Source organism: Photorhabdus noenieputensis (genome assembly GCF_018448935.1).
In the GTDB taxonomy this organism is placed as follows: domain Bacteria; phylum Pseudomonadota; class Gammaproteobacteria; order Enterobacterales; family Enterobacteriaceae; genus Photorhabdus; species Photorhabdus noenieputensis.
On sequence record NZ_RCWC01000005.1, the window covers coordinates 1 to 18,455 of the forward strand.

Here is an 18,455-nt window from a genome sequence, read left to right on the forward strand (position 1 = left end):
TTTTTGAAAGGTAATCGACGTATTGCAACACGCTATGAAAAAACAGCACGAAACTATCTGTCGATGGTGAAATTAGGCTGTATTCGACTCTTTTGCCGGAGATTATATAATTAAGGGACACTACCTAGTGCGTAGAATAGGTGGGTTTTACAGAGTCTTATATCAAATTAAATACAGCTATTTTACTTTCGTGCTCTGTTTAAAAAAGCCGTAGTATGATTGACCGGGTGTAATCCTCCATCAAATTCAAGTCCCAGTTCTTGAGGCGTAATATCTGTACTTGGCCAGATGAACATCCCTCCTTCATATAAACGCCTTAGATCTAATTCATTTAACTTGTTAAATAAGGCATCTTTATATTTATTGTAATGAACTCTATTTAGCCAATAAGTAAATGAACTTGAAATAATATCAGCAATTTGTAATTGCTTATGATTTTCTGATTTTGCGAAAATTAACTCTTTTACTTTTAGAGGTAATTTAAACCTTCTTTTATCATATCCAAGTTCTATCTCTGACTGGGTGTTATCCATAAGAAGCCTAAATGTTTCTTTTTTAGATTCAATCGCTTTTGAGTCATCATGAATTATATTAAACCCATCATGATATATTTCCCCCCATAAAACAGAATGAGAAAACAAAGCAGGAATAGCAGGATCTAATGCTGTTTTATCCACCGTACAAAGTACGTTTCTAACAATATGCCGTGTTCTCATTATTTCGGATATAAAATATCGCAATTCTACATCCGAACATTTCTCATATAGCCTTTGAATGTTTGAATAAAAATCAATTATATTTTTCTCTGTTTTTTCCTGTATCATTTTAATGAATGATATATACATTTCATCTACATGTTCTTTTTCAAAAAAATTTGAAAATATAATAAAAAATACGTTTGAGTAAGAGATATTTAGTCCATTTTTGTGTAGGTCTCTACCCTCTGCATGCCATTGGCTTTCTATTAATATATCTACAATTTTACTAACAACCATAAAGGGTTTGTTAAATATAGAAATCTTGACATTATTAGGGTTAATTAAATGATTGCTCATTAGATTAATTATACTATCTTGTCCATTGGTACTCTTTCTGAGTCGTTTAAAATGAGCCTCTGTAGTAAAATTGCTTTGAATGATACTAATTAGTTCATTTGATTGTTCATCATCAAAATTACACGAAGCTAATACAAATACTGGCTGTTCACTGTCTGTAAGATTATGACCTGTATTTCCTGATTCATCAAAATATATATTTGTAAAATTATTTATTTTCACATTAACACCACGTTATTTAATAAAAACACTGCATATAATAAAGTATGGCAAATTAGACCAATAAGTACAATTTATTTGTATAAATCGATAAATATTATCTTTTGCCATATTATAGAAATATAAATTTCCTGATGGATGAGATTATTCATCTTTTGGTATTAAAATTCGCTTACCAATCCATGTCATCACAGGCACAGCCATTGAATTTCCGATTGCCCGGTAACGGTGACCATCAGGACAATCAGCCGAAGCCTTGCCATTCCACGGAATTTGGGTGTGATTGTCGGGAAAACCCTGTAGTCTTTCGCATTCCACTGGTGTTAAACGACGCACAGCCCCATGAATTGCTATTAGGTCAGTAGCGCTTTTATTATCTCTGGAGCGCAGTGTTGATGAAATATCATCTGTCCGGTATTCACCAAACGAAAGCAACCGATACGTAGATACCAATCCACTGCCTCTCTGAGAAAATATCTCCTGATTGCTCATGCCAATACCGCCTGAGTTTAATGTCGGATGCGGGTTTAACCCTGAATCCCAGTGACTACCGATAACAACACGGCTTCCAGCATTTTTGGTAATTGCTTTCCTCTCCGTTCCGCGCGATTCAAAATGCCGACGCACGCTGCTTGGCTCAAAAAGTATTTTTGCGGGACAGATGTCTGTTCTAGCACTTGCGACAACAAACACACGGCGACGTCGTTGGGCCACTCCGAAATATTGAGCGTCCAGCACCCGCCACGCAACAGCTCTTTGTGGTCCAGACACATAACCTGAGTTCGTCCATTTCTTCCTTGACGGCTGCAATGGTTCATCTTCTCCGGTAAGTCCCGCAAGAAAACAACCAAAGGCATTATCCTTACTGGATAGAACTCCGGGGACATTTTCCCAGACGATAATTGAAGGCTGTTCGCCGTTTGCTGCTCTGACTGAATCAATGACATTTGCCAACTCCACGAATGATAATGTTAGTTTTCCCCGCTCATCGTCCAACCCATTACGCCGACCTGCAATGCTGAACGCCTGACAGGGTGTACCACCAACCAGAATATCCGGCGCATCGGCCTGATTTTCGGTAATCATGGCGGGGATTTCAGTCATATCCCCCAGATTTCGGACATAAGGCCAGTGATATTGCAGTACCGCGCTGGGGAATTTCTCAATTTCACTGAACCATGCCGGAGACATACCCAGCGGTTCCCATGCCACACTGGCTGCTTCAATACCGGAACAAACCGAACCGAAACGCATATTCACGATAGGTTTTTCCTCATTTCACCAATATTCTTAATCCGTTGCCACAGCAAATCGCGACGTGCTTCTTTCTGACATTCCCTCTCTATCGGAATAAAACTGCCATCCGTCCATAACTTGAACGACTGTTCACCTATGTTGATTTTTCCTCCGATGATTAATGACTTCGCCATAGCCCGGCTAAAATCCATGCCAATTGAATCCGCATAATCAATAACTTTTTCCACTAACAGATCACCGCCTCTGGCCGTACTGTCACACCCCGTACAGTTATTGACAGAACTCCAAGAGGCGGCAGAGCCGCCAGAAAACCCCAAACCCACGCCTTTAACATCAGCGTTAAATTTAGGAACAATGTTCCATTTAACAGTACGGGTAATAAAAGAAGAGGAGTCGCCCAAGCGGGGCGAGTAGACACCGGAAATACGCAACACATTTTCGCCGTAAGCATTGCCTTGTTCGGTGATTTCATAGGACAACCGCACGGTTAAATCTTTTCGTGCAACCAGAGGCCCACCTTGGAACTCGGTATAGGCGAACCAGTCCCCCACATCCGCAGCAAATCGAACATTATCCATATCTACATCAGACAAGATTTGCTCATCACCACTCAAACGACGCAATTCGCGCCAGACGGAAACGGGCGCACCACCGATCTGCTGAAACTGCCGGATACGCCAACGACTGGCCCAGGCAGAGACAGAGCGTGACATATCCTTAAGAAGTTGGCCTGTTTCCCCATCCTTTTCACCATCCAGCGCGTAACCGTCAATATTCTTGGAAATGTACTTAGCGATATAGCCCGTAGCCGAACCTTTCGCCTTATCGATGGGCTTCACATGGAATCGTGCTTTTAGTGCTTTCTGCCCCTGTAATTCTTCTGAATCTTCCAACCGGGCGTAATAACACATGATGTCACGCATTTCATCGACATGTTCAGGACGCATAAACAGCAACATATGCCAATGCGGCGTACCATCATGGTGGGGTTCAACTACACGAAAACCGAAAGCGCTGATCCCCGCACGGGAATAAGCCGCCCTGATTTTCGCCCAGACGTTGCACAGATATTTTTGTGTATCACGGGGACTGGCCCCGTTCCAATTTGAAACAAAGCCACCGACACTGTGGACAGCGTGATATTTTGATGGCGCGGTGATGGTATAAAACTCACCGACATAGCCGAGTTCGTCAGCCAGATTTTCAAAACCGCGCATTCTCACCATCAATTCACTACGGCGGATAGCAGGATTAGCCACACTACCGAGTACCATATCTTCCAGCGGCACCCTGTCGCCCTGTTCATTCTCAACATCAAACTGTTTGATAAAATCCCAATTACGGCGCTTCTGCTCTAACCATTCACGCAGCGTACTACGGGAAACATAGGGAGAGGCTGATTTCTGCACTTGACCTACCGCAATAGCCATATGCTCAGCACGAATATCACGCATTCTTTTCAAGCGGGCATACCACCATTTATCCGACATCATGCGCAGGAGGCCGGCACACAATTGATCGACTGTGGCACCTTCCCTGCCTTTGGTGAACTGCTGCCAGTAAGGAGCTGTTGTGCCGGCTTGTTGAGTCAGTTTTGCCAGTAACTCATAGATACGGATCAAACGTTCTCTGGCGTCTTGTTCGCTCACAGGTTGTTGATTGACATACTGAGCCGATGTATTTTCGTAGTTCTCGGCCATAAAATGGGAAATTCCCCAGGCAAGCTGTTTGATATCCTTACGCTCCAACGTAACCAATCGCTCTAACTGCTCAATAAAGGGGAACGGGGTAACGCCGGATACCTGATGCTTGAATTGATAGCGTTCAGTGACTTTATTCAGCCGTGGTAATACGTTCTCGCCAAACTGACGCAAAAACGTATTAGCACGACGGCGATCACCCCCCGATTGGGTAAATATTTTTTTGTACCGGGTAGCAAAATAGAGCGCCAAAAAATCGGGCATATCACCGATAATTTTATGACGCCAGTCATAATCATCAGGGTTTACCTGCCACATGATCTGTTCAGCTAACGTTGACTCGCCGGGCAAACCGGGCTTGAACATCTCATATTGCAGGCGTTTTGACTGCTGGTAATCGCTGTTGTGCTCCTGCAACAAGTCGATTAACTCACTCATGCACTCGCCTCTAGCGTCGCAATAATTTCTATTACTGGCTGACGATTGCCATTGGCGGCAATGGTGCGGGGTGCTTCGATTTCATGGATAGTGAACCCCAGATCAGCATAAAGTTCTTTGGCTTCAATGGAGTTGGACACGGTGACCGGAACGCCCAATAACTCATTGAGCTGTTTCAGAGAAGTCGCTAGCTCCTGATGATCATGATGAAGAAAGCCATTTTTGCAATACTGCGTGAAATTAACGCCGTTGGTGAAATAAGGCGGATCGCAATAAACCACATCCCCAAAATCAACCATTTTCAGTATTTCGCGCCAATCGGCGCAATGAATAGAGGCAATCTTAGATTTCGCAGCAAACGCCAATATTTCTACTTCGGGAAAGTAAGGTTTTTTACCGTTCCCAAAAGGCACATTGAATTCACCTTTTGAGTTATAACGACACAGGCCATTAAAGCAATGCCGGTTTAGAAATAAAAATACCGATGCGTGCCATATCTGTGATTTATATTTTTTATCATCAGAACTAAATAAAGCTCTCAGACAATAAAACCCATGCTCGCTATTAAAATACGAAAACCAGTCTTGCGCAGAATTTATAAACCCATCACAATTCACTTTGATACACTGATACATATCAATTAAATCGCTGTTAGCATCTGCAATTAAATACGCATCATATTGCGTATTCATCATTACAGAACATGAACCTGCGAACGGTTCAACCAACCGTTGACCTGCTGGCAGATGGGGCAGCAATTTATCCATAATGCGAATTTTAGAACCTGCCCATTTCAAGATAGTTTTATTCACCAATTCATATACTCCGATAATGCTTCTGTTTCAGTTCAAAAACTTCCTGACATGCGACGCAGCAGATAACTCCAACGATACTCATCCGGCGTTCTACGGGGATAGGTTGGCCGCACTCTTCACATTCAAACGCAGAGACACCGACGGAGCGGTTTACATGCTCTGATATTCTGCGCTCTAACGTTTTCTCAGCATGTTGGCAAGCACGGTCGATTTCCCTAGACACTCTCCAGCTCCCGTGCTTCGAGTTCTATTTTCTCGGCTTCACTGTTCAACAATGCAGATGACGCGGCGTAATCCAATTTCTTTGCCACAATATGCGCCGCGATTTTTAACAGACGTGAAGAAGAACGCTCGGCTAATATCTTGCGTTCGTCTTCTCTATTTCTTTTAATTAATTGCTCTATATTCATTTTTTATTTCCTATTTTTAGGCAATAAAAACCCCTGCGAATTTACACATTAATTTCTTAGATTATGCTTTAAATTAATATTGGGTTGATTTTGGCAATGCCAATTTATCTGGCAATATAGATGCCACAGCCCGAAGTTGATTAATTGCCAGTATTAATGATCGCCGTCCCTCTATTGTTAATTCCTTAAACTTGACGTGATAACGCTCTTTATCAAAACCTGCCAAGTGAAAAATCAAATGCAAAACCCGTTCATTGTTTCTAACGCGGTTATTTGTACGATCGCGCATAGTTTCAATGAAATCGTCCAATTTGTTATTATTTTCTTTATCATCGAAAAAATACCGATTACGCGCCTCAGAGGCTTTATTGAGACCATCGATTTTTTCATCCAGTGTTAAGACAACAGCACGGCACGGCTCTGTATTTGCCATTTTGTCACCTGTAAATAAAAACTAATAACGGGGTTAATATCACAGTTGCCAAACCAATTACCGAAACTACAAAATATCTGTAATGATCCATCTTTTTGAAATCATCACCCGTTAATTTATATTTATGCAGAATTTTCGTTAACTCGTTCATTTATTTTTCTCCCGTAAAGCTGCCTTGCAAAACTGATAGCCTGCTTTTTTGAATCGAATCGGCCATAAGAATATTCACCATCACTGACCTGATATTGGGTAATCTGAACTATGGCGTTCTTGCGTAAAGGTCGAATAAGTAATTTTCCAAATTTTACCCGTCCCTTTCTATATTCCTCTAGTGCCGGTATTTGAGTCATTGCACTCACCTTACAATCCAACCCACAATAACCACGCATCACGTAATTCTTTAGGACGGTTCAAATATGCGTCACGCATTCCTCTATTAAACTCAGGTAAATAAACCCAGTTTTCTCCACGAGTTTTTACTCCCTCTGGTGCCTCTGGTATCTGCCACGGAATAATTGGTAATTTACTCTTGTCAATCATTCCCTTAACAGCACTCGGAGTTTTGCCTATCAGTTCAGCAAACTTCTGATAGGGCACTGCATCAACTGGATAATAAACCTGCATGTACCCATCTGAATTTTTTTCCATCACTCATCAATTTCCTTTCTATAACACTCAGTAGTGGTCAATTAAGAACCTCGTAATTTCCCAACTCGTTTGCTAATCTGGCTAGCTCAAACGCCTATAGTTGCTTCTAAGGGCATCTTTAGGGGTTTTTACGCTTTAAAAGGTCTTAAATGTGGAACCTTTTGAGGGAGTTTAGTCTTAGAAATGGAACCTGTCAACTATGGACATGTCACAAAAAATTCGGGCTATACGTAAGGCCGAAGGACTTACACAGATGAAGTTTAGTGAATTAACAGGCATTGCCTTAAGCACTCTAAAAAACTACGAAGGTGAGCACACCGCGCCTGGATTAAGTACCGTCCTACAAATTACCAATCACCCCAAATTTGAAAAATACACACTCTGGCTAATGACGGGAAAGATTGCCCCAGAATCTGGGCAAATTAGCCCAACCCTCTCCCCTGATGGTGTAGACATCAAAACGTCACACCACTCAGACCGGAAAACTGGCTAACACTACATGAGGAATTAATCGACTGGATCGACAGTCAATCAATTTGTTGCATCGGAGGGCTTCACTATGCCAATTAAGAAGCTCGATGATGGTCGTTATATGGTGGACATTAGACCTCTTGGGCGACAAGGAAATCGCATCAGGAGAACATTCAACAAGAAGACAGAAGCTATTGCCTTCGAACGTCATTCAATGGCAAATGCTCAAAAACTCAGTGCAAGGACTAATAGACGAGACCTTAGCGATTTACTGAACTTATGGTGGCTATATCACGGACAAACCGCAGAGAACGGCACTATAGAAAAACGACAACTGATGAAGACAATCAGGCAGTTAAATGATCCATCGATAAACCGTCTCAACAAGCATGTTTTACTGGAACACCGCAGTAATCGCCTGGCTGATGGGATCAAAGCGTCAACGATAAATCGGGATATGTATCGTCTATCAGGAATGATAACGACATTGCAAAAACTTGAAGTTTTTAGCGGGAGCAACCCACTGAATGGATTACCCCCGTTAAAGGAAAAACAGCCAGAAATGACCTTTTTAACAAAAGAAGAGGTCAAAACTCTGTTATCAGTACTATCAGGGGATGAAAGAAAAATTGCGCTGCTATGTCTCAGCACGGGTGCTAGATGGGGAGAAGCATCAACCTTAAAAAGCGCCCAAGTAAAGAGTTGTCGAGTGACATTTTTAAAAACCAAAAATGGCAAGCAAAGAGCTATTCCGATATCAAAAGAGTTAGAAAAGGAAATCAAACAGAAGTCAGGGGAATTATTTGACGTTGATTACGAAAGCTTTCGTACAAAGTTAAAATCAATAAAACCTGATTTACCAGAAGGACAAGCAACGCACGTTCTACGCCACACATTCGCGAGTCATTTTGTGATGAAAGGTGGAAACATTGTTGCACTGCAACAAATACTCGGTCATGCCAATATACAACAAACTATGGCGTATGCTCATCTGGCACCCGACTATTTGCAATTTGCAATCACGTTAAACCCACTGAATGGCGGCATGGAAATTTAGCAATCATAAGCAACCGTAGCACTCAAAAGTGTCCACACTAGTGTCCACACTTGAAAATTTCCACGCTACTTACAGTTGCTTGTAAAACTTTTATCTGGTTGATTTTAAAGTGAATTAATCTTAGCCAGATAAAAAAATCCCGCCATAAGGCGGGGGAAAAGACAGGGATGGTGTCTATGGCAAGGAAAAATTCTCGTTTGCTACTACTTTGTACTACTACTTTGCTGCTATGGGTATTACAAATCAGTTCGGTAACTGGGACATACGCTGCCGATAATGTTGCTCCAATTGTACTTGTTGCTCAGGCGTCAACAGTTGGTACATCTGATGATGGATACGTGCCATTTCTACCTGACGTTCCACATTACATCTGATCATCTTTTCAATTAGGGCTTTTACTGCCACTTCATCAAAATCCTTCGCGATGACCAGCTTACGCATCTCTTCTCGCTCCGTGCGATTCATTGACATCGATGAACGCGGTTGATGTTTCTGCCCTACCAAATCACGCATCTGTTGACGCTGCTGCTCAGTTAAAGTGATACCGCTGAACATATGGTCATTGTCACCAACATCATTATTATTACGATAATGATAGTTTCCTACATTTTTATAATCGCAAGGTGTGCAATTATCGGGTACCGTAGCAGCGTGAATTGTACTTGCTGTTCCAGCTAAAGATGCTGTCGAGTCAAGAACAAACATTGACGCTAAAACTAACGCTGCTATGTTACGCATTAAATAACTCCTCGTTTCCCCGAACGATGCTATTAGGTCCAATGTGGACAACTATACCTACGCGGCTGCAAACTAGCGTCAAAAGCTTGTAAAAGAACGTAAAGTCGTGGAATAGCAAAGTTTGTTATCGTATTTTTGTTCTTGGAGGAAGTAATCGATGCATAAAATCCTATTAGTTGATGATGACCGTGAACTGACATCACTATTAAAAGAATTACTTGAAATGGAAGGATTTAACGTTGTGATCGCTCATGACGGAGAGCAGGCATTAAAATTCCTTGACGATTCGATCGACTTACTGCTACTCGATATTATGATGCCACGTAAAAATGGCATTATGACATTAAAGGAGCTTCGTCTACACCATCAAACTCCAGTCATTATGCTGACAGCACGAGGAAGTGATTTGGATCGTGTTCTGGGACTAGAATTAGGGGCGGATGATTATCTTGCCAAACCATTTAATGATCGTGAGTTAGTCGCGCGTATACGTGCTATTCTTCGCCGCTCAAACTGGAGTGAGCAACAACAAACAGACAATGGCCTACCTACACTTCAGGTCGATAACCTACAACTGAACCCTGGCCGACAGGAAGCCAGCTTTGCTAATCAGATTCTCGATTTAACCGGTACCGAATTTACCTTGCTCTATTTATTAGCTCAACATTTAGGTCAGGTTGTCTCCCGCGAACATTTGAGCCAGGAAGTATTAGGTAAGCGGCTCACCCCATTTGACCGAGCAATTGATATGCATATCTCTAACCTACGCCGTAAATTGCCCGATCGGGAAGATGGACTCGCCTGGTTTAAGACTTTACGTGGCCGAGGATATTTAATGGTTTCCGCGACATGATAAATAGTTTAACGGCACGCATCTTCGCGATTTTCTGGTTTACTCTGGCATTAGTCCTAATGTTGGTATTAATGGTACCGAAGCTGGATTCCAGACAACTAACCTCTCTGCTGGAAAATGAATATCGGCAGGGAGTTATGCTGGAACAACATATCGAAGCAGAATTAGCTCAAGATCCCGCTAACGATTTACTTTGGTGGCGACGTTTATTTCGCGCAATTGAAAAATGGGCACCCCCGGGTCAACGCCTGATACTGGTCACCAGCGAAGGGCGAGTTATTGGTGCACAAAGAAGTGAAATGCAAGTTGTCCGCAACTTTATCGGACAATCAAATAACGCCGATCACCCGAAAAAGAAAAAATATGGCCGCTCTGAAATGCTAGGGCCTTTTTCCATTCGAGATGGAGAAGATCATTATCAACTTTATTTAGTTCGTCCAGCAAATAGCCCACAATCGGATTTTATTAATCTGATGTTTGACCGGCCACTATTATTATTAACTGCCACCATGTTAATCAGTGCGCCACTCCTATTATGGCTGGCATGGAGTTTAGCTAAACCTGCCCGCAAATTAAAAAATGCCGCAGACGATGTTGCTAAAGGTAATTTACGCCAGCATCCAGAGCTGGAAGCCGGCCCACAAGAGTTTCTAGCCGCCGGTAACAGCTTCAACCAAATGATCAGTGTATTGGAAAGAATGGTCACCGCACAACAACGGCTAATTTCCGATATTTCCCATGAACTACGCACACCTCTCACCCGCCTACAGCTTGCAACAGCATTACTTCGCCGCCGTCATGGTGAGAGTAAAGAGCTGGAAAGAATTGAGACAGAAGCCCAACGGCTAGACAGCATGATTAACGATCTGTTAGTACTCTCCCGCAGCCAGCATAAAAATGAACTGTTGAGAGAAAACATCAAAATGACAGATTTATGGAACGATATCCTTGACAATGCCCGCTTCGAAGCTGAACAGATGGATAAAATCCTTGAAGCAACCTTACCACCGAGTTCTTGGGCGATTTACTGCAACCCATTAGCACTTGGCAGTGCTTTTGAAAATATCGTGCGTAATGCCTTACGCTACTCCCACCACCATATTGCGGTCGCATTTCACGCTGATAATCAAGGGATCACCATTACCGTTGATGATGACGGCCCGGGTGTCAACCCAGAAGACCGCGAACACATATTCCGCCCTTTCTACCGTACAGACGAAGCCCGCGATCGGGAATCCGGCGGCACTGGCCTTGGTTTAGCAATTGTTGAAACCGCGATTAACCAGCACCGCGGTTGGGTGCGAGCTAAGGACAGTCCACTCGGCGGCTTACGTTTGGTTATTTGGCTACCGCTTCATGGCCGGTAATACAGATTTCCGCTAACCTTATTCCACAAATTTATTAAATAAATAAATTTTATTTATGCTTGACCCGGCGAGTCTGACGGTTTAACCTCCCCAATTATTCATTAAAAATACTTATCTTTAATTGCTTTTCTATTACAGCGACAAAAGCACTGAAAAATCAGAACAGTAGATAAAATTATAAGATTCGATGGAGTTCTGGGAACCAATAACCTAGTGCGGTAGCTTTGTTATTACCTTATTTATTATTTCAATCATATATCTTACACAATCTATTTAAAAATCTTGTTAAAGTTTCACTTGCCAAATAAAACTTATGAAAATAGATAACATCCTATTAAAAACCAAATGTAATTTATTTTCACAATTTCATTTTTAAGTCATCATCTTAAAAGGCAAAATATGTCCTCACTCAACATTCTCACCGAGAAATTTGATAATAAAACCGCCACCATTGCCATTGTTGGCCTGGGTTATGTTGGTTTACCGTTAATGCTCAGATATAACGACATTGGTTTTAAAGTCATTGGTTTCGATATTGATCAAGAAAAAACAGATAAATTAAATCACGGCCAAAGTTACATTGAACATATTCCCGCAGCCAAAATTAGTCACGCGATAAAGACCGGTTTTGAAGCCACCACGGATTTCACCAAAATCGCGCAATGCGATGCCATTATTCTTTGCGTCCCGACACCGTTAAATAAATACCGTGAACCCGATATCAGTTTCGTGATTAACACCACCGATAGGGTGAAACCGTATTTAAGGGCCGGGCAAGTCCTCTCCTTAGAAAGCACCACCTATCCGGGCACCACGGAAGAAGAGTTACTCCCCCGGGTTGAAGAAAGCGGATTAAAAGTAGGTGAAGATATCTTTCTGGTCTATTCACCCGAACGGGAAGATCCCGGTAACCCCGATTTCGAAACCCGTACCATTCCTAAAGTCATAGGTGGTCATACTGAAAACTGCTTAAAAGCCGGCATCGCCGTTTATCAACACGCGATTGATCAGGTTGTTCCCGTCAGCTCAACCAAAGCCGCCGAGATGACAAAACTCCTGGAGAATATCCATCGGGCGGTCAATATCGGCTTAGTCAATGAAATGAAACTGGTTGCCGATAAAATGGGGATTGATATCCACGAAGTAATTAAAGCGGCGGCAACCAAACCCTTCGGCTTTGTCCCCTATTATCCCGGCCCCGGATTAGGCGGCCACTGTATTCCGATTGATCCTTTCTATTTAACCTGGAAAGCCCGAGAATATGGTATCAATACCCGCTTTATTGAACTCTCCGGTGAAGTCAATTCCTCCATGCCCGATTATGTGGTCACTAAGACTGTATTAGCCCTCAACAAAGCGAATAAATCCATTAATGGCAGCCGCATTTTAATCCTCGGCATCGCCTATAAAAAGAATGTGGATGATATGCGAGAAAGCCCCTCCGTGCATATTATGGAAAAATTAAGAGGATTAGGAGCCAATATTGAATATGCCGATCCGCATGTTCCGGTCTTCCCGAAAATGCGGGAACATCATTTTAATTTAATCAGCCACCCTGTCACTGAAAATAGCCTCAAAGACTTCGACTGCGTTATTTTAGCCACCGATCACGATAAATTTGATTATGAATTAATTATTAATAACGCCAAATTAGTCGTCGATACCCGTGGCAAATACTCTCCCAATCACAAAAACATTATCAAAGCTTAACTTAGGATAAGATTATGCTGAACACTATCAACGACAAAAAGATAAGATTTGCTTTAGTCGGTTGTGGGCGGATTGCCAAAAATCATTTCAATTCTCTGGAAATACATCAAGACACGGCCGAATTAGTGGCCGTCTGTGATAACGATCAAAACGCATTAAATGCGGCGGTAGAAAAAACCGGTGTTCCGGGTTTTAGCGACTTCAATACAATGCTGGATAACATCACCGCCGATATCATTATCCTGACCACCCCCTCCGGCCTGCATCCAGCGCAAGCGATGACCTGCTTTGATAAAGGCTTTCATGTCGTCACCGAAAAGCCGATGGCCACCCGGCTGGCTGAGGGGGAAAACATGGTTAAAGCCGCGGATAAAGCCGGAAAACACCTGTTTGTCGTCAAACAAAACCGCTTAAATGCCACCCTGCAATTACTGAAACGGGCGGTCAGTGAAAAACGGTTTGGCAAAATCCACCTAGTCCACCTCAATGTTTTCTGGACCCGTCCTCAAGCCTATTACGACCAGGCCGCCTGGCGAGGCACCTGGGAATTTGATGGCGGCGCTTTCATGAATCAGGCGAGCCACTATGTGGATTTAATTGAATGGTTAATCGGCCCGGTCAAAGATGTTCAGGCCATGACCTCGACACACTTAGATATCGAAACAGAAGATACCGGGGTACTCAATATCCGCTGGCGGGATGGCACATTAGGCTCAATGGCCGTCACCATGTGCACTTACCCTCAGAACCTAGAAGGCTCTATCACCATCTTGGGGGAAAAAGGCACGGTCAGAGTGGGGGGATTAGCCGTCAATGAAATCCAGGAATGGCATTTCGCTGACGAAAAAGAGTATGACCAGCAAGTCAAAACCGCCAATTACGAAACCACCTCGGTGTACGGATTTGGTCATCCGCTTTACTATAAAAATGTCATTGATGTGATGAAAGGCGAAGCCAAACCGATAACCGACGGCCGGGAAGGCTTAAAATCCCTGGAGCTGCTTATCGCCGCCTACCTATCCGCCAGAGATAATAAAACCATTTCTTTGCCTTTAACCTATTAAACCTATGGAACCGGTCTCATGTCAGCGGAACACGTAATGATACATCCCAGTGCCATTGTGGATGCCGGGGCGCAAATCGGGAAAAACAGCCGTATCTGGCATTTCACCCATGTCTGTTCTGGCGCTCAAATTGGCGAAGGCTGTTCTTTAGGACAAAATGTCTTTATTGGCAATCAAGTCACCATCGGCAATCACTGCAAAATACAAAATAATGTCTCGGTTTATGACAACGTTCATCTGGAAGACGGAGTATTTTGTGGCCCCAGTATGGTGTTCACCAATGTCTATAATCCCCGCTCATTAATTGAAAGAAAAAGTGAATATCAAAATACGCGGGTAAAAACAGGTGCCACCTTAGGTGCCAATTGTACCATTATTTGTGGCACCACCATTGGCGCTTATGCCTTTATTGGTGCCGGCGCGGTAGTGAATAAAGATGTCCCCGATTATGCCCTGATGGTGGGGGTGCCAGCCAAACAAATTGGCTGGATGAGTGAATTTGGTGAACAATTAGATTTACCGCTACACGGACAAGCCACCGCCACCTGCCCGCACACCCAGCATATTTATCAGCTCAATAACAACATTGTCGTGCGCATTAAATAATCAAGGACCAAAGCATGCAATTTACCGATCTGGCAGCACAGCAGCTTAAAATTAAAGATAAAATTGACGCGAATATCCAGAAAGTATTAGCACATGGAAAATATATTTTAGGACCCGAAGTCGCCGAATTAGAAGACAGGCTCATTGAATATACGGGGGCACCATATTGCATTACCTGCGCCAATGGCACCGATGCGCTACAAATTGCTTTAATGGCGATTGGCATCAAACCGGGCGATGAAGTAATTACCCCGGGCTTTACCTACATTGCCACCGCTGAAACCGTTGCGCTACTGGGCGGGGTTCCGGTTTATGTTGACGTCAAACCCACCACGTATAACTTAGATCCAGCGCTACTTGAAGCAGCGATTACCCCGAAAACCAAAGCCATCATGCCGGTTTCCTTATTTGGTCAATGTGCCGATTTTGACGAAATTAACACCATCGCCGAAAAATATAACCTGACCGTGATAGAAGATGCAGCCCAAAGTTTCGGCGCAACGTATAAAGGCAAACGTTCCTGTAACCTGACCACAATTTCCTGTACCAGTTTCTTCCCCAGTAAACCGTTGGGGTGTTACGGTGATGGCGGGGCGATTTTCACCCGTGATGAAGAGCTGGCAAAAATTATTCGTCAAATTGCCCGTCACGGCCAAGACCGACGATACCACCATATCCGAATCGGGGTGAACAGCCGTTTAGATACGCTGCAAGCGGCTATTCTGTTGCCCAAACTGGAGATATTCGATGAAGAAATGGCATTACGCCAGCAGGTAGCAGAAAACTACAATAACGCATTGAACGACATCGGTATCATGACCACGCCGTATATTGAGCCACACAATCTCTCAGCCTATGCACAATATACTCTCCGGGTTAAAAACCGCGATGAATTGCAACACAAATTAAAAGAACAGGGTATTCCCACCGCCATTCATTACCCCATTCCCCTGAATAAACAACCTGCGGTGGCCAGCAATATTGCTCTGCCTATAGGAGACGAAATCGCCCAAGAAGTCATTAGCTTGCCCATGCACCCCTATTTATCCATAGATTTAATTAATAAAATTGCCCGTTCAATTTAAAATCTATGAACTATAAATTATTGAGGAATATATCTGGCTTATTACTCTCATCATTATTCAGCCAGATATTATTATTACTATCAACGCCGGTATTAACCAGACTCTTCTCACCTGAAGAATTAGGTATTTACGCTTCATTTTCATCGCTTTTAAGTGTTTTTGCCGTCGGCGCTTGTCTTCGTTATGAATTTTCAATCAGTGCATCAGGAAAAACGCGTGAAATTAATTCACTAATTACATTATCTTGCATTATTCCAATAACCATTAGCTTGATAGTTATCACCGTTCTTGCGATATCTAATATCCCAGAAAAGATAATTATCGGAAATTATATATACTATATTCCACTGGGCATTATCACCTATGGATTTTATCGTGCAATGAGTTTCAATAGTATAAGAGACAAGCAATACCATGCACTCTCTATCACTAAAATAACGCAAACCGTTGCCATGATTAGCACTCAAATCATGGGTGGCATTGCCCATTTAGGCGCAAGCAGTCTCATCTTAGGCCAAATATTAGGCCAATCATTAGGTGTTCTATTTTTAAGTAAAAGATCCAAATATCGTTTAATTATCAACAAATATGAATTCAAAAAAATAAAACTGCTTGCGAATAAATATTATAAATTTCCCGTTTATGATTTTCCTGCGTCTCTCATTAACACATTGAGCAACGAGCTACCTCAATTGTTTATCATGTCCACCTATGGGCTAAAATCCGCAGGATTTTATCTAATTGCATCTAGAATATCAGGCACCCCAATTACATTATTAACCCAAACCGTTTCGTCTATATTACAAGGATATTTAAAAGATACGATTACATCACCTTTTTTAAAGATTAAAAAAACATTTTATTGCCTAACGGGCATTGCTATTTTATTTGCTATCGTGACATACTTCACGGGCATACCCATCATAACCTTTATCTTTGGTGAAGAATGGCTTGAATCAGGTAAATATCTATTATGTTTAATCCCCCACTTATGCGGACAAATAATATATTCATCGTTATCGATATATTTATCCATTTATGAACACCAAAAAAGCAATTTATTTATTCAAACAATATCAATTATATTAAGATTAACAGCTCTTCTTGCTGGATATCTATTAGGTAATATTTACCTTACTCTTTTGTTATTTTCACTCACAAGTTTTGTTCTTTATATGACAAGTACGGCTTATATTTTAAAATTATCTTTCATGCGTAAAGAAGGTTAACATGAAGAAAATCATAATAAAAATAATTCCCTATATTATTATCGTGATGATTGTCAGCTATACATTCAATAAATATGCTTATGAGCTAGATGAATTCAATGGCAATGTAAGAAACCTGGTCATGAAAGGAAAATTCACGCAACGCGAATTTAATAGCAATGGTTTTCCTTTATCACACTCACCTCATATTTCAGATTCATTCTTATCCCCATTTTATGTTGTTCACTATGGCCTGATATACTCGTCTTTAGGCTTAAATAAAGATAACGTCAATATATTATGGCGAACCGATTCATCCTTACCCGGATGGAATGTACCGCCACCTCAATTCAATCAAAACGAATTGATTGCTAATTTTAAATTTTCAGCCGACTGGTTATTAAATAACGTAAAATTATTTCATGGTGAAAGTCATTACTTATATGATTTTGACTGGTCATATAAAGGCTACAAAAATAATAAACTCTCTGCCCCCTGGTGGTCTGGACTAACCGATGCCTATGCCATTATTCTCTTATTAAGAGCTTATGACTATTTTGGTGATGATAAATATTTGCTAACTTCGAAACAACTCTACCAATCATCACTAACCCCTATCCATCAAGGCGGCAGTTTAACAACCTTAGATACTATGCCGTGGATTGAAGAATATGTTGATCCTCAAGCCAATTCAGACCAATTAGCTTTTGTATTAAACGGCATGATCTACTCTACTTATGGTATTGAATCCTTTGAGGATCATTTAAATATAGATGAAAACACCAGAATATCCGACAAATTATATCAGTCAATCAGTCATAATATATTTAAGTTCGACATAAAAAATGAATGGTCCAGTTATGATTTAATTGGCAATCCAAGTAACATTAAATATCATAAAATACATACTCTGCTTTTAAAAGATCTGATAGAGAGAAATCAAAATTTTAAAAATAAAGAAATAATAGATTTATATCATAACTGGAATAAATCCGCTGCTAATAGCGGGTATTATTACATCAAACATGGCCCTACGAGTTGGGCATACTATCAATTTATTACTATGTATTTCCTAACTATCCTGGCATTATCAGCCCTTTATTTCTTTATCAGCAAAAATGCAAAACAAAATTAAAATAATCCTGAAAATATTCATCTATCAGATTATTATCTACCTGAACTCAGTGCTTATATTAGACACATTTCATGAGGTAAGAGGCTATAATATTACCCCACAAGGTTACTTAAGTATTTTTTTCTGTTGGATATCATTCTTACCGCTCATTTTACTCAACAACCAAAAAAATCCCGTGATGGTTTT

The 18,455-nt window shown here is 41.6% G+C and carries 19 protein-coding genes and 2 pseudogenes; 11 read left to right on the forward strand and 10 right to left on the reverse strand.

Features of this window, described 5'->3' with window-relative positions:
* Positions 1-114, forward strand: a pseudogene (locus EAE91_RS05385) (IS5/IS1182 family transposase); the annotation flags it as partial.
* Between the two features lie 68 nt (positions 115-182).
* Here EAE91_RS05385 and EAE91_RS05390 read toward each other — a convergent pair.
* From EAE91_RS05390 to EAE91_RS05430, 9 genes and pseudogenes are all read right to left on the reverse strand, one after another.
* Positions 183-1,277 (reverse strand): DUF3800 domain-containing protein, encoded by a 1,095-nt coding sequence (locus tag EAE91_RS05390; protein WP_149616319.1) that lies wholly within the window; start codon positions 1,275-1,277, stop codon positions 183-185.
* 162 nt (positions 1,278-1,439) lie between these two features.
* Positions 1,440-2,537, reverse strand: a pseudogene (locus EAE91_RS05395) (DNA cytosine methyltransferase); the annotation flags it as partial.
* Positions 2,531-4,669 carry a replication endonuclease gene (locus EAE91_RS05400; RefSeq protein ID WP_214087593.1) on the reverse strand — a complete coding sequence of 713 codons (2,139 nt, stop codon included), beginning with the start codon at positions 4,667-4,669 and terminating at the stop codon, positions 2,531-2,533. The pseudogene EAE91_RS05395 and the gene EAE91_RS05400, both read right to left, overlap by 7 nt.
* Entirely contained in the window at positions 4,666-5,481 is an 816-nt protein-coding gene (locus tag EAE91_RS05405) for a DNA adenine methylase (RefSeq protein WP_312149775.1), read from the reverse strand. The genes EAE91_RS05400 and EAE91_RS05405 overlap by 4 nt, the downstream gene beginning before the upstream one ends.
* Positions 5,482-5,485: 4 nt before the next feature.
* A complete protein-coding gene (locus EAE91_RS24725; RefSeq protein WP_214087595.1) occupies positions 5,486-5,707 on the reverse strand; it encodes a TraR/DksA family transcriptional regulator in 222 nt (73 codons plus the stop codon).
* Positions 5,700-5,894 carry a DUF2732 family protein gene (locus EAE91_RS05415; RefSeq protein ID WP_036773977.1) on the reverse strand — a complete coding sequence of 65 codons (195 nt, stop codon included), beginning with the start codon at positions 5,892-5,894 and terminating at the stop codon, positions 5,700-5,702. The genes EAE91_RS24725 and EAE91_RS05415 overlap by 8 nt, the downstream gene beginning before the upstream one ends.
* Positions 5,895-5,967: 73 nt before the next feature.
* Positions 5,968-6,327: a DUF5347 family protein gene (locus EAE91_RS05420; RefSeq protein WP_214087596.1), complete on the reverse strand. Its 360-nt coding sequence runs from the start codon at positions 6,325-6,327 to the stop codon at positions 5,968-5,970.
* Positions 6,328-6,449: 122 nt separating this feature from the next.
* Positions 6,450-6,677, reverse strand: coding sequence for a hypothetical protein (locus tag EAE91_RS05425; RefSeq protein WP_036811332.1), 228 nt, complete (start codon positions 6,675-6,677; stop codon positions 6,450-6,452).
* 10 nt (positions 6,678-6,687) lie between these two features.
* Complete coding sequence (locus tag EAE91_RS05430; protein ID WP_036811329.1) at positions 6,688-6,978, reverse strand: Cox family DNA-binding protein; 291 nt, start codon at positions 6,976-6,978, stop codon at positions 6,688-6,690.
* A 196-nt stretch (positions 6,979-7,174) separates the two neighbouring features.
* Between EAE91_RS05430 and EAE91_RS05435 the strand changes: the two genes are divergently transcribed.
* Both EAE91_RS05435 and EAE91_RS05440 read left to right on the forward strand, forming a co-directional pair.
* Entirely contained in the window at positions 7,175-7,468 is a 294-nt protein-coding gene (locus tag EAE91_RS05435; protein ID WP_036773984.1) for a helix-turn-helix domain-containing protein, read from the forward strand.
* 66 nt (positions 7,469-7,534) lie between these two features.
* The gene (locus EAE91_RS05440) at positions 7,535-8,503 is read left to right on the forward strand and encodes a phage integrase (RefSeq protein WP_214087597.1); all 969 of its coding nucleotides are present in this window, start codon (positions 7,535-7,537) and stop codon (positions 8,501-8,503) included.
* Between the two features lie 243 nt (positions 8,504-8,746).
* On the opposite strand, the gene cpxP is transcribed toward EAE91_RS05440, so the two are convergent.
* The gene (gene cpxP, locus EAE91_RS05445) at positions 8,747-9,241 is read right to left on the reverse strand and encodes a cell-envelope stress modulator CpxP (RefSeq protein ID WP_214087598.1); all 495 of its coding nucleotides are present in this window, start codon (positions 9,239-9,241) and stop codon (positions 8,747-8,749) included.
* A 157-nt stretch (positions 9,242-9,398) separates the two neighbouring features.
* Between cpxP and cpxR the strand changes: the two genes are divergently transcribed.
* The 8 genes from cpxR (at position 9,399) to EAE91_RS05485 (ending at position 18,269) form a co-directional block, all read left to right on the forward strand.
* A complete protein-coding gene (gene cpxR, locus EAE91_RS05450) occupies positions 9,399-10,094 on the forward strand; it encodes an envelope stress response regulator transcription factor CpxR (RefSeq protein ID WP_214087599.1) in 696 nt (231 codons plus the stop codon).
* Positions 10,091-11,461, forward strand: coding sequence for an envelope stress sensor histidine kinase CpxA (gene cpxA, locus EAE91_RS05455; protein ID WP_214087600.1), 1,371 nt, complete (start codon positions 10,091-10,093; stop codon positions 11,459-11,461). The genes cpxR and cpxA overlap by 4 nt, the downstream gene beginning before the upstream one ends.
* A 399-nt stretch (positions 11,462-11,860) precedes the next feature.
* Entirely contained in the window at positions 11,861-13,171 is a 1,311-nt protein-coding gene (locus tag EAE91_RS05460) for a nucleotide sugar dehydrogenase (RefSeq protein WP_214087601.1), read from the forward strand.
* Between the two features lie 14 nt (positions 13,172-13,185).
* Positions 13,186-14,235, forward strand: coding sequence for a Gfo/Idh/MocA family protein (locus tag EAE91_RS05465; RefSeq protein ID WP_214087602.1), 1,050 nt, complete (start codon positions 13,186-13,188; stop codon positions 14,233-14,235).
* An 18-nt stretch (positions 14,236-14,253) separates the two neighbouring features.
* Entirely contained in the window at positions 14,254-14,841 is a 588-nt protein-coding gene (locus EAE91_RS05470) for an acyltransferase (RefSeq protein WP_244868682.1), read from the forward strand.
* A 14-nt stretch (positions 14,842-14,855) separates the two neighbouring features.
* On the forward strand, positions 14,856-15,926 hold the full coding sequence (locus EAE91_RS05475; RefSeq protein ID WP_214087603.1) for a DegT/DnrJ/EryC1/StrS family aminotransferase: 1,071 nt from the start codon (positions 14,856-14,858) through the stop codon (positions 15,924-15,926).
* 5 nt (positions 15,927-15,931) lie between these two features.
* Entirely contained in the window at positions 15,932-17,155 is a 1,224-nt protein-coding gene (locus tag EAE91_RS05480) for a lipopolysaccharide biosynthesis protein (protein WP_214087604.1), read from the forward strand.
* Between the two features lies 1 nt (position 17,156).
* On the forward strand, positions 17,157-18,269 hold the full coding sequence (locus EAE91_RS05485; RefSeq protein ID WP_214087605.1) for a D-glucuronyl C5-epimerase family protein: 1,113 nt from the start codon (positions 17,157-17,159) through the stop codon (positions 18,267-18,269).
* Positions 18,270-18,455 lie beyond the last annotated feature (186 nt).

Excerpts from the sequence above, each read along its gene's own strand:
- EAE91_RS05400 (WP_214087593.1), bottom strand. The coding sequence starts at position 4,669 with ATGAGTGAGTTAATCGACTTGTTGCAGGAGCACAACAGCGATTACCAG.
- EAE91_RS05415 (WP_036773977.1), bottom strand. The coding sequence starts at position 5,894 with ATGAATATAGAGCAATTAATTAAAAGAAATAGAGAAGACGAACGCAAG.
- EAE91_RS05420 (WP_214087596.1), bottom strand. The coding sequence starts at position 6,327 with ATGGCAAATACAGAGCCGTGCCGTGCTGTTGTCTTAACACTGGATGAA.
- EAE91_RS05425 (WP_036811332.1), bottom strand. The coding sequence starts at position 6,677 with ATGACTCAAATACCGGCACTAGAGGAATATAGAAAGGGACGGGTAAAA.
- EAE91_RS05435 (WP_036773984.1), top strand. The coding sequence starts at position 7,175 with ATGGACATGTCACAAAAAATTCGGGCTATACGTAAGGCCGAAGGACTT.
- EAE91_RS05440 (WP_214087597.1), top strand. The coding sequence starts at position 7,535 with ATGCCAATTAAGAAGCTCGATGATGGTCGTTATATGGTGGACATTAGA.
- cpxP (WP_214087598.1), bottom strand. The coding sequence starts at position 9,241 with ATGCGTAACATAGCAGCGTTAGTTTTAGCGTCAATGTTTGTTCTTGAC.
- cpxR (WP_214087599.1), top strand. The coding sequence starts at position 9,399 with ATGCATAAAATCCTATTAGTTGATGATGACCGTGAACTGACATCACTA.
- cpxA (WP_214087600.1), top strand. The coding sequence starts at position 10,091 with ATGATAAATAGTTTAACGGCACGCATCTTCGCGATTTTCTGGTTTACT.
- EAE91_RS05460 (WP_214087601.1), top strand. The coding sequence starts at position 11,861 with ATGTCCTCACTCAACATTCTCACCGAGAAATTTGATAATAAAACCGCC.
- EAE91_RS05465 (WP_214087602.1), top strand. The coding sequence starts at position 13,186 with ATGCTGAACACTATCAACGACAAAAAGATAAGATTTGCTTTAGTCGGT.
- EAE91_RS05470 (WP_244868682.1), top strand. The coding sequence starts at position 14,254 with ATGTCAGCGGAACACGTAATGATACATCCCAGTGCCATTGTGGATGCC.
- EAE91_RS05475 (WP_214087603.1), top strand. The coding sequence starts at position 14,856 with ATGCAATTTACCGATCTGGCAGCACAGCAGCTTAAAATTAAAGATAAA.
- EAE91_RS05480 (WP_214087604.1), top strand. The coding sequence starts at position 15,932 with ATGAACTATAAATTATTGAGGAATATATCTGGCTTATTACTCTCATCA.
- EAE91_RS05485 (WP_214087605.1), top strand. The coding sequence starts at position 17,157 with ATGAAGAAAATCATAATAAAAATAATTCCCTATATTATTATCGTGATG.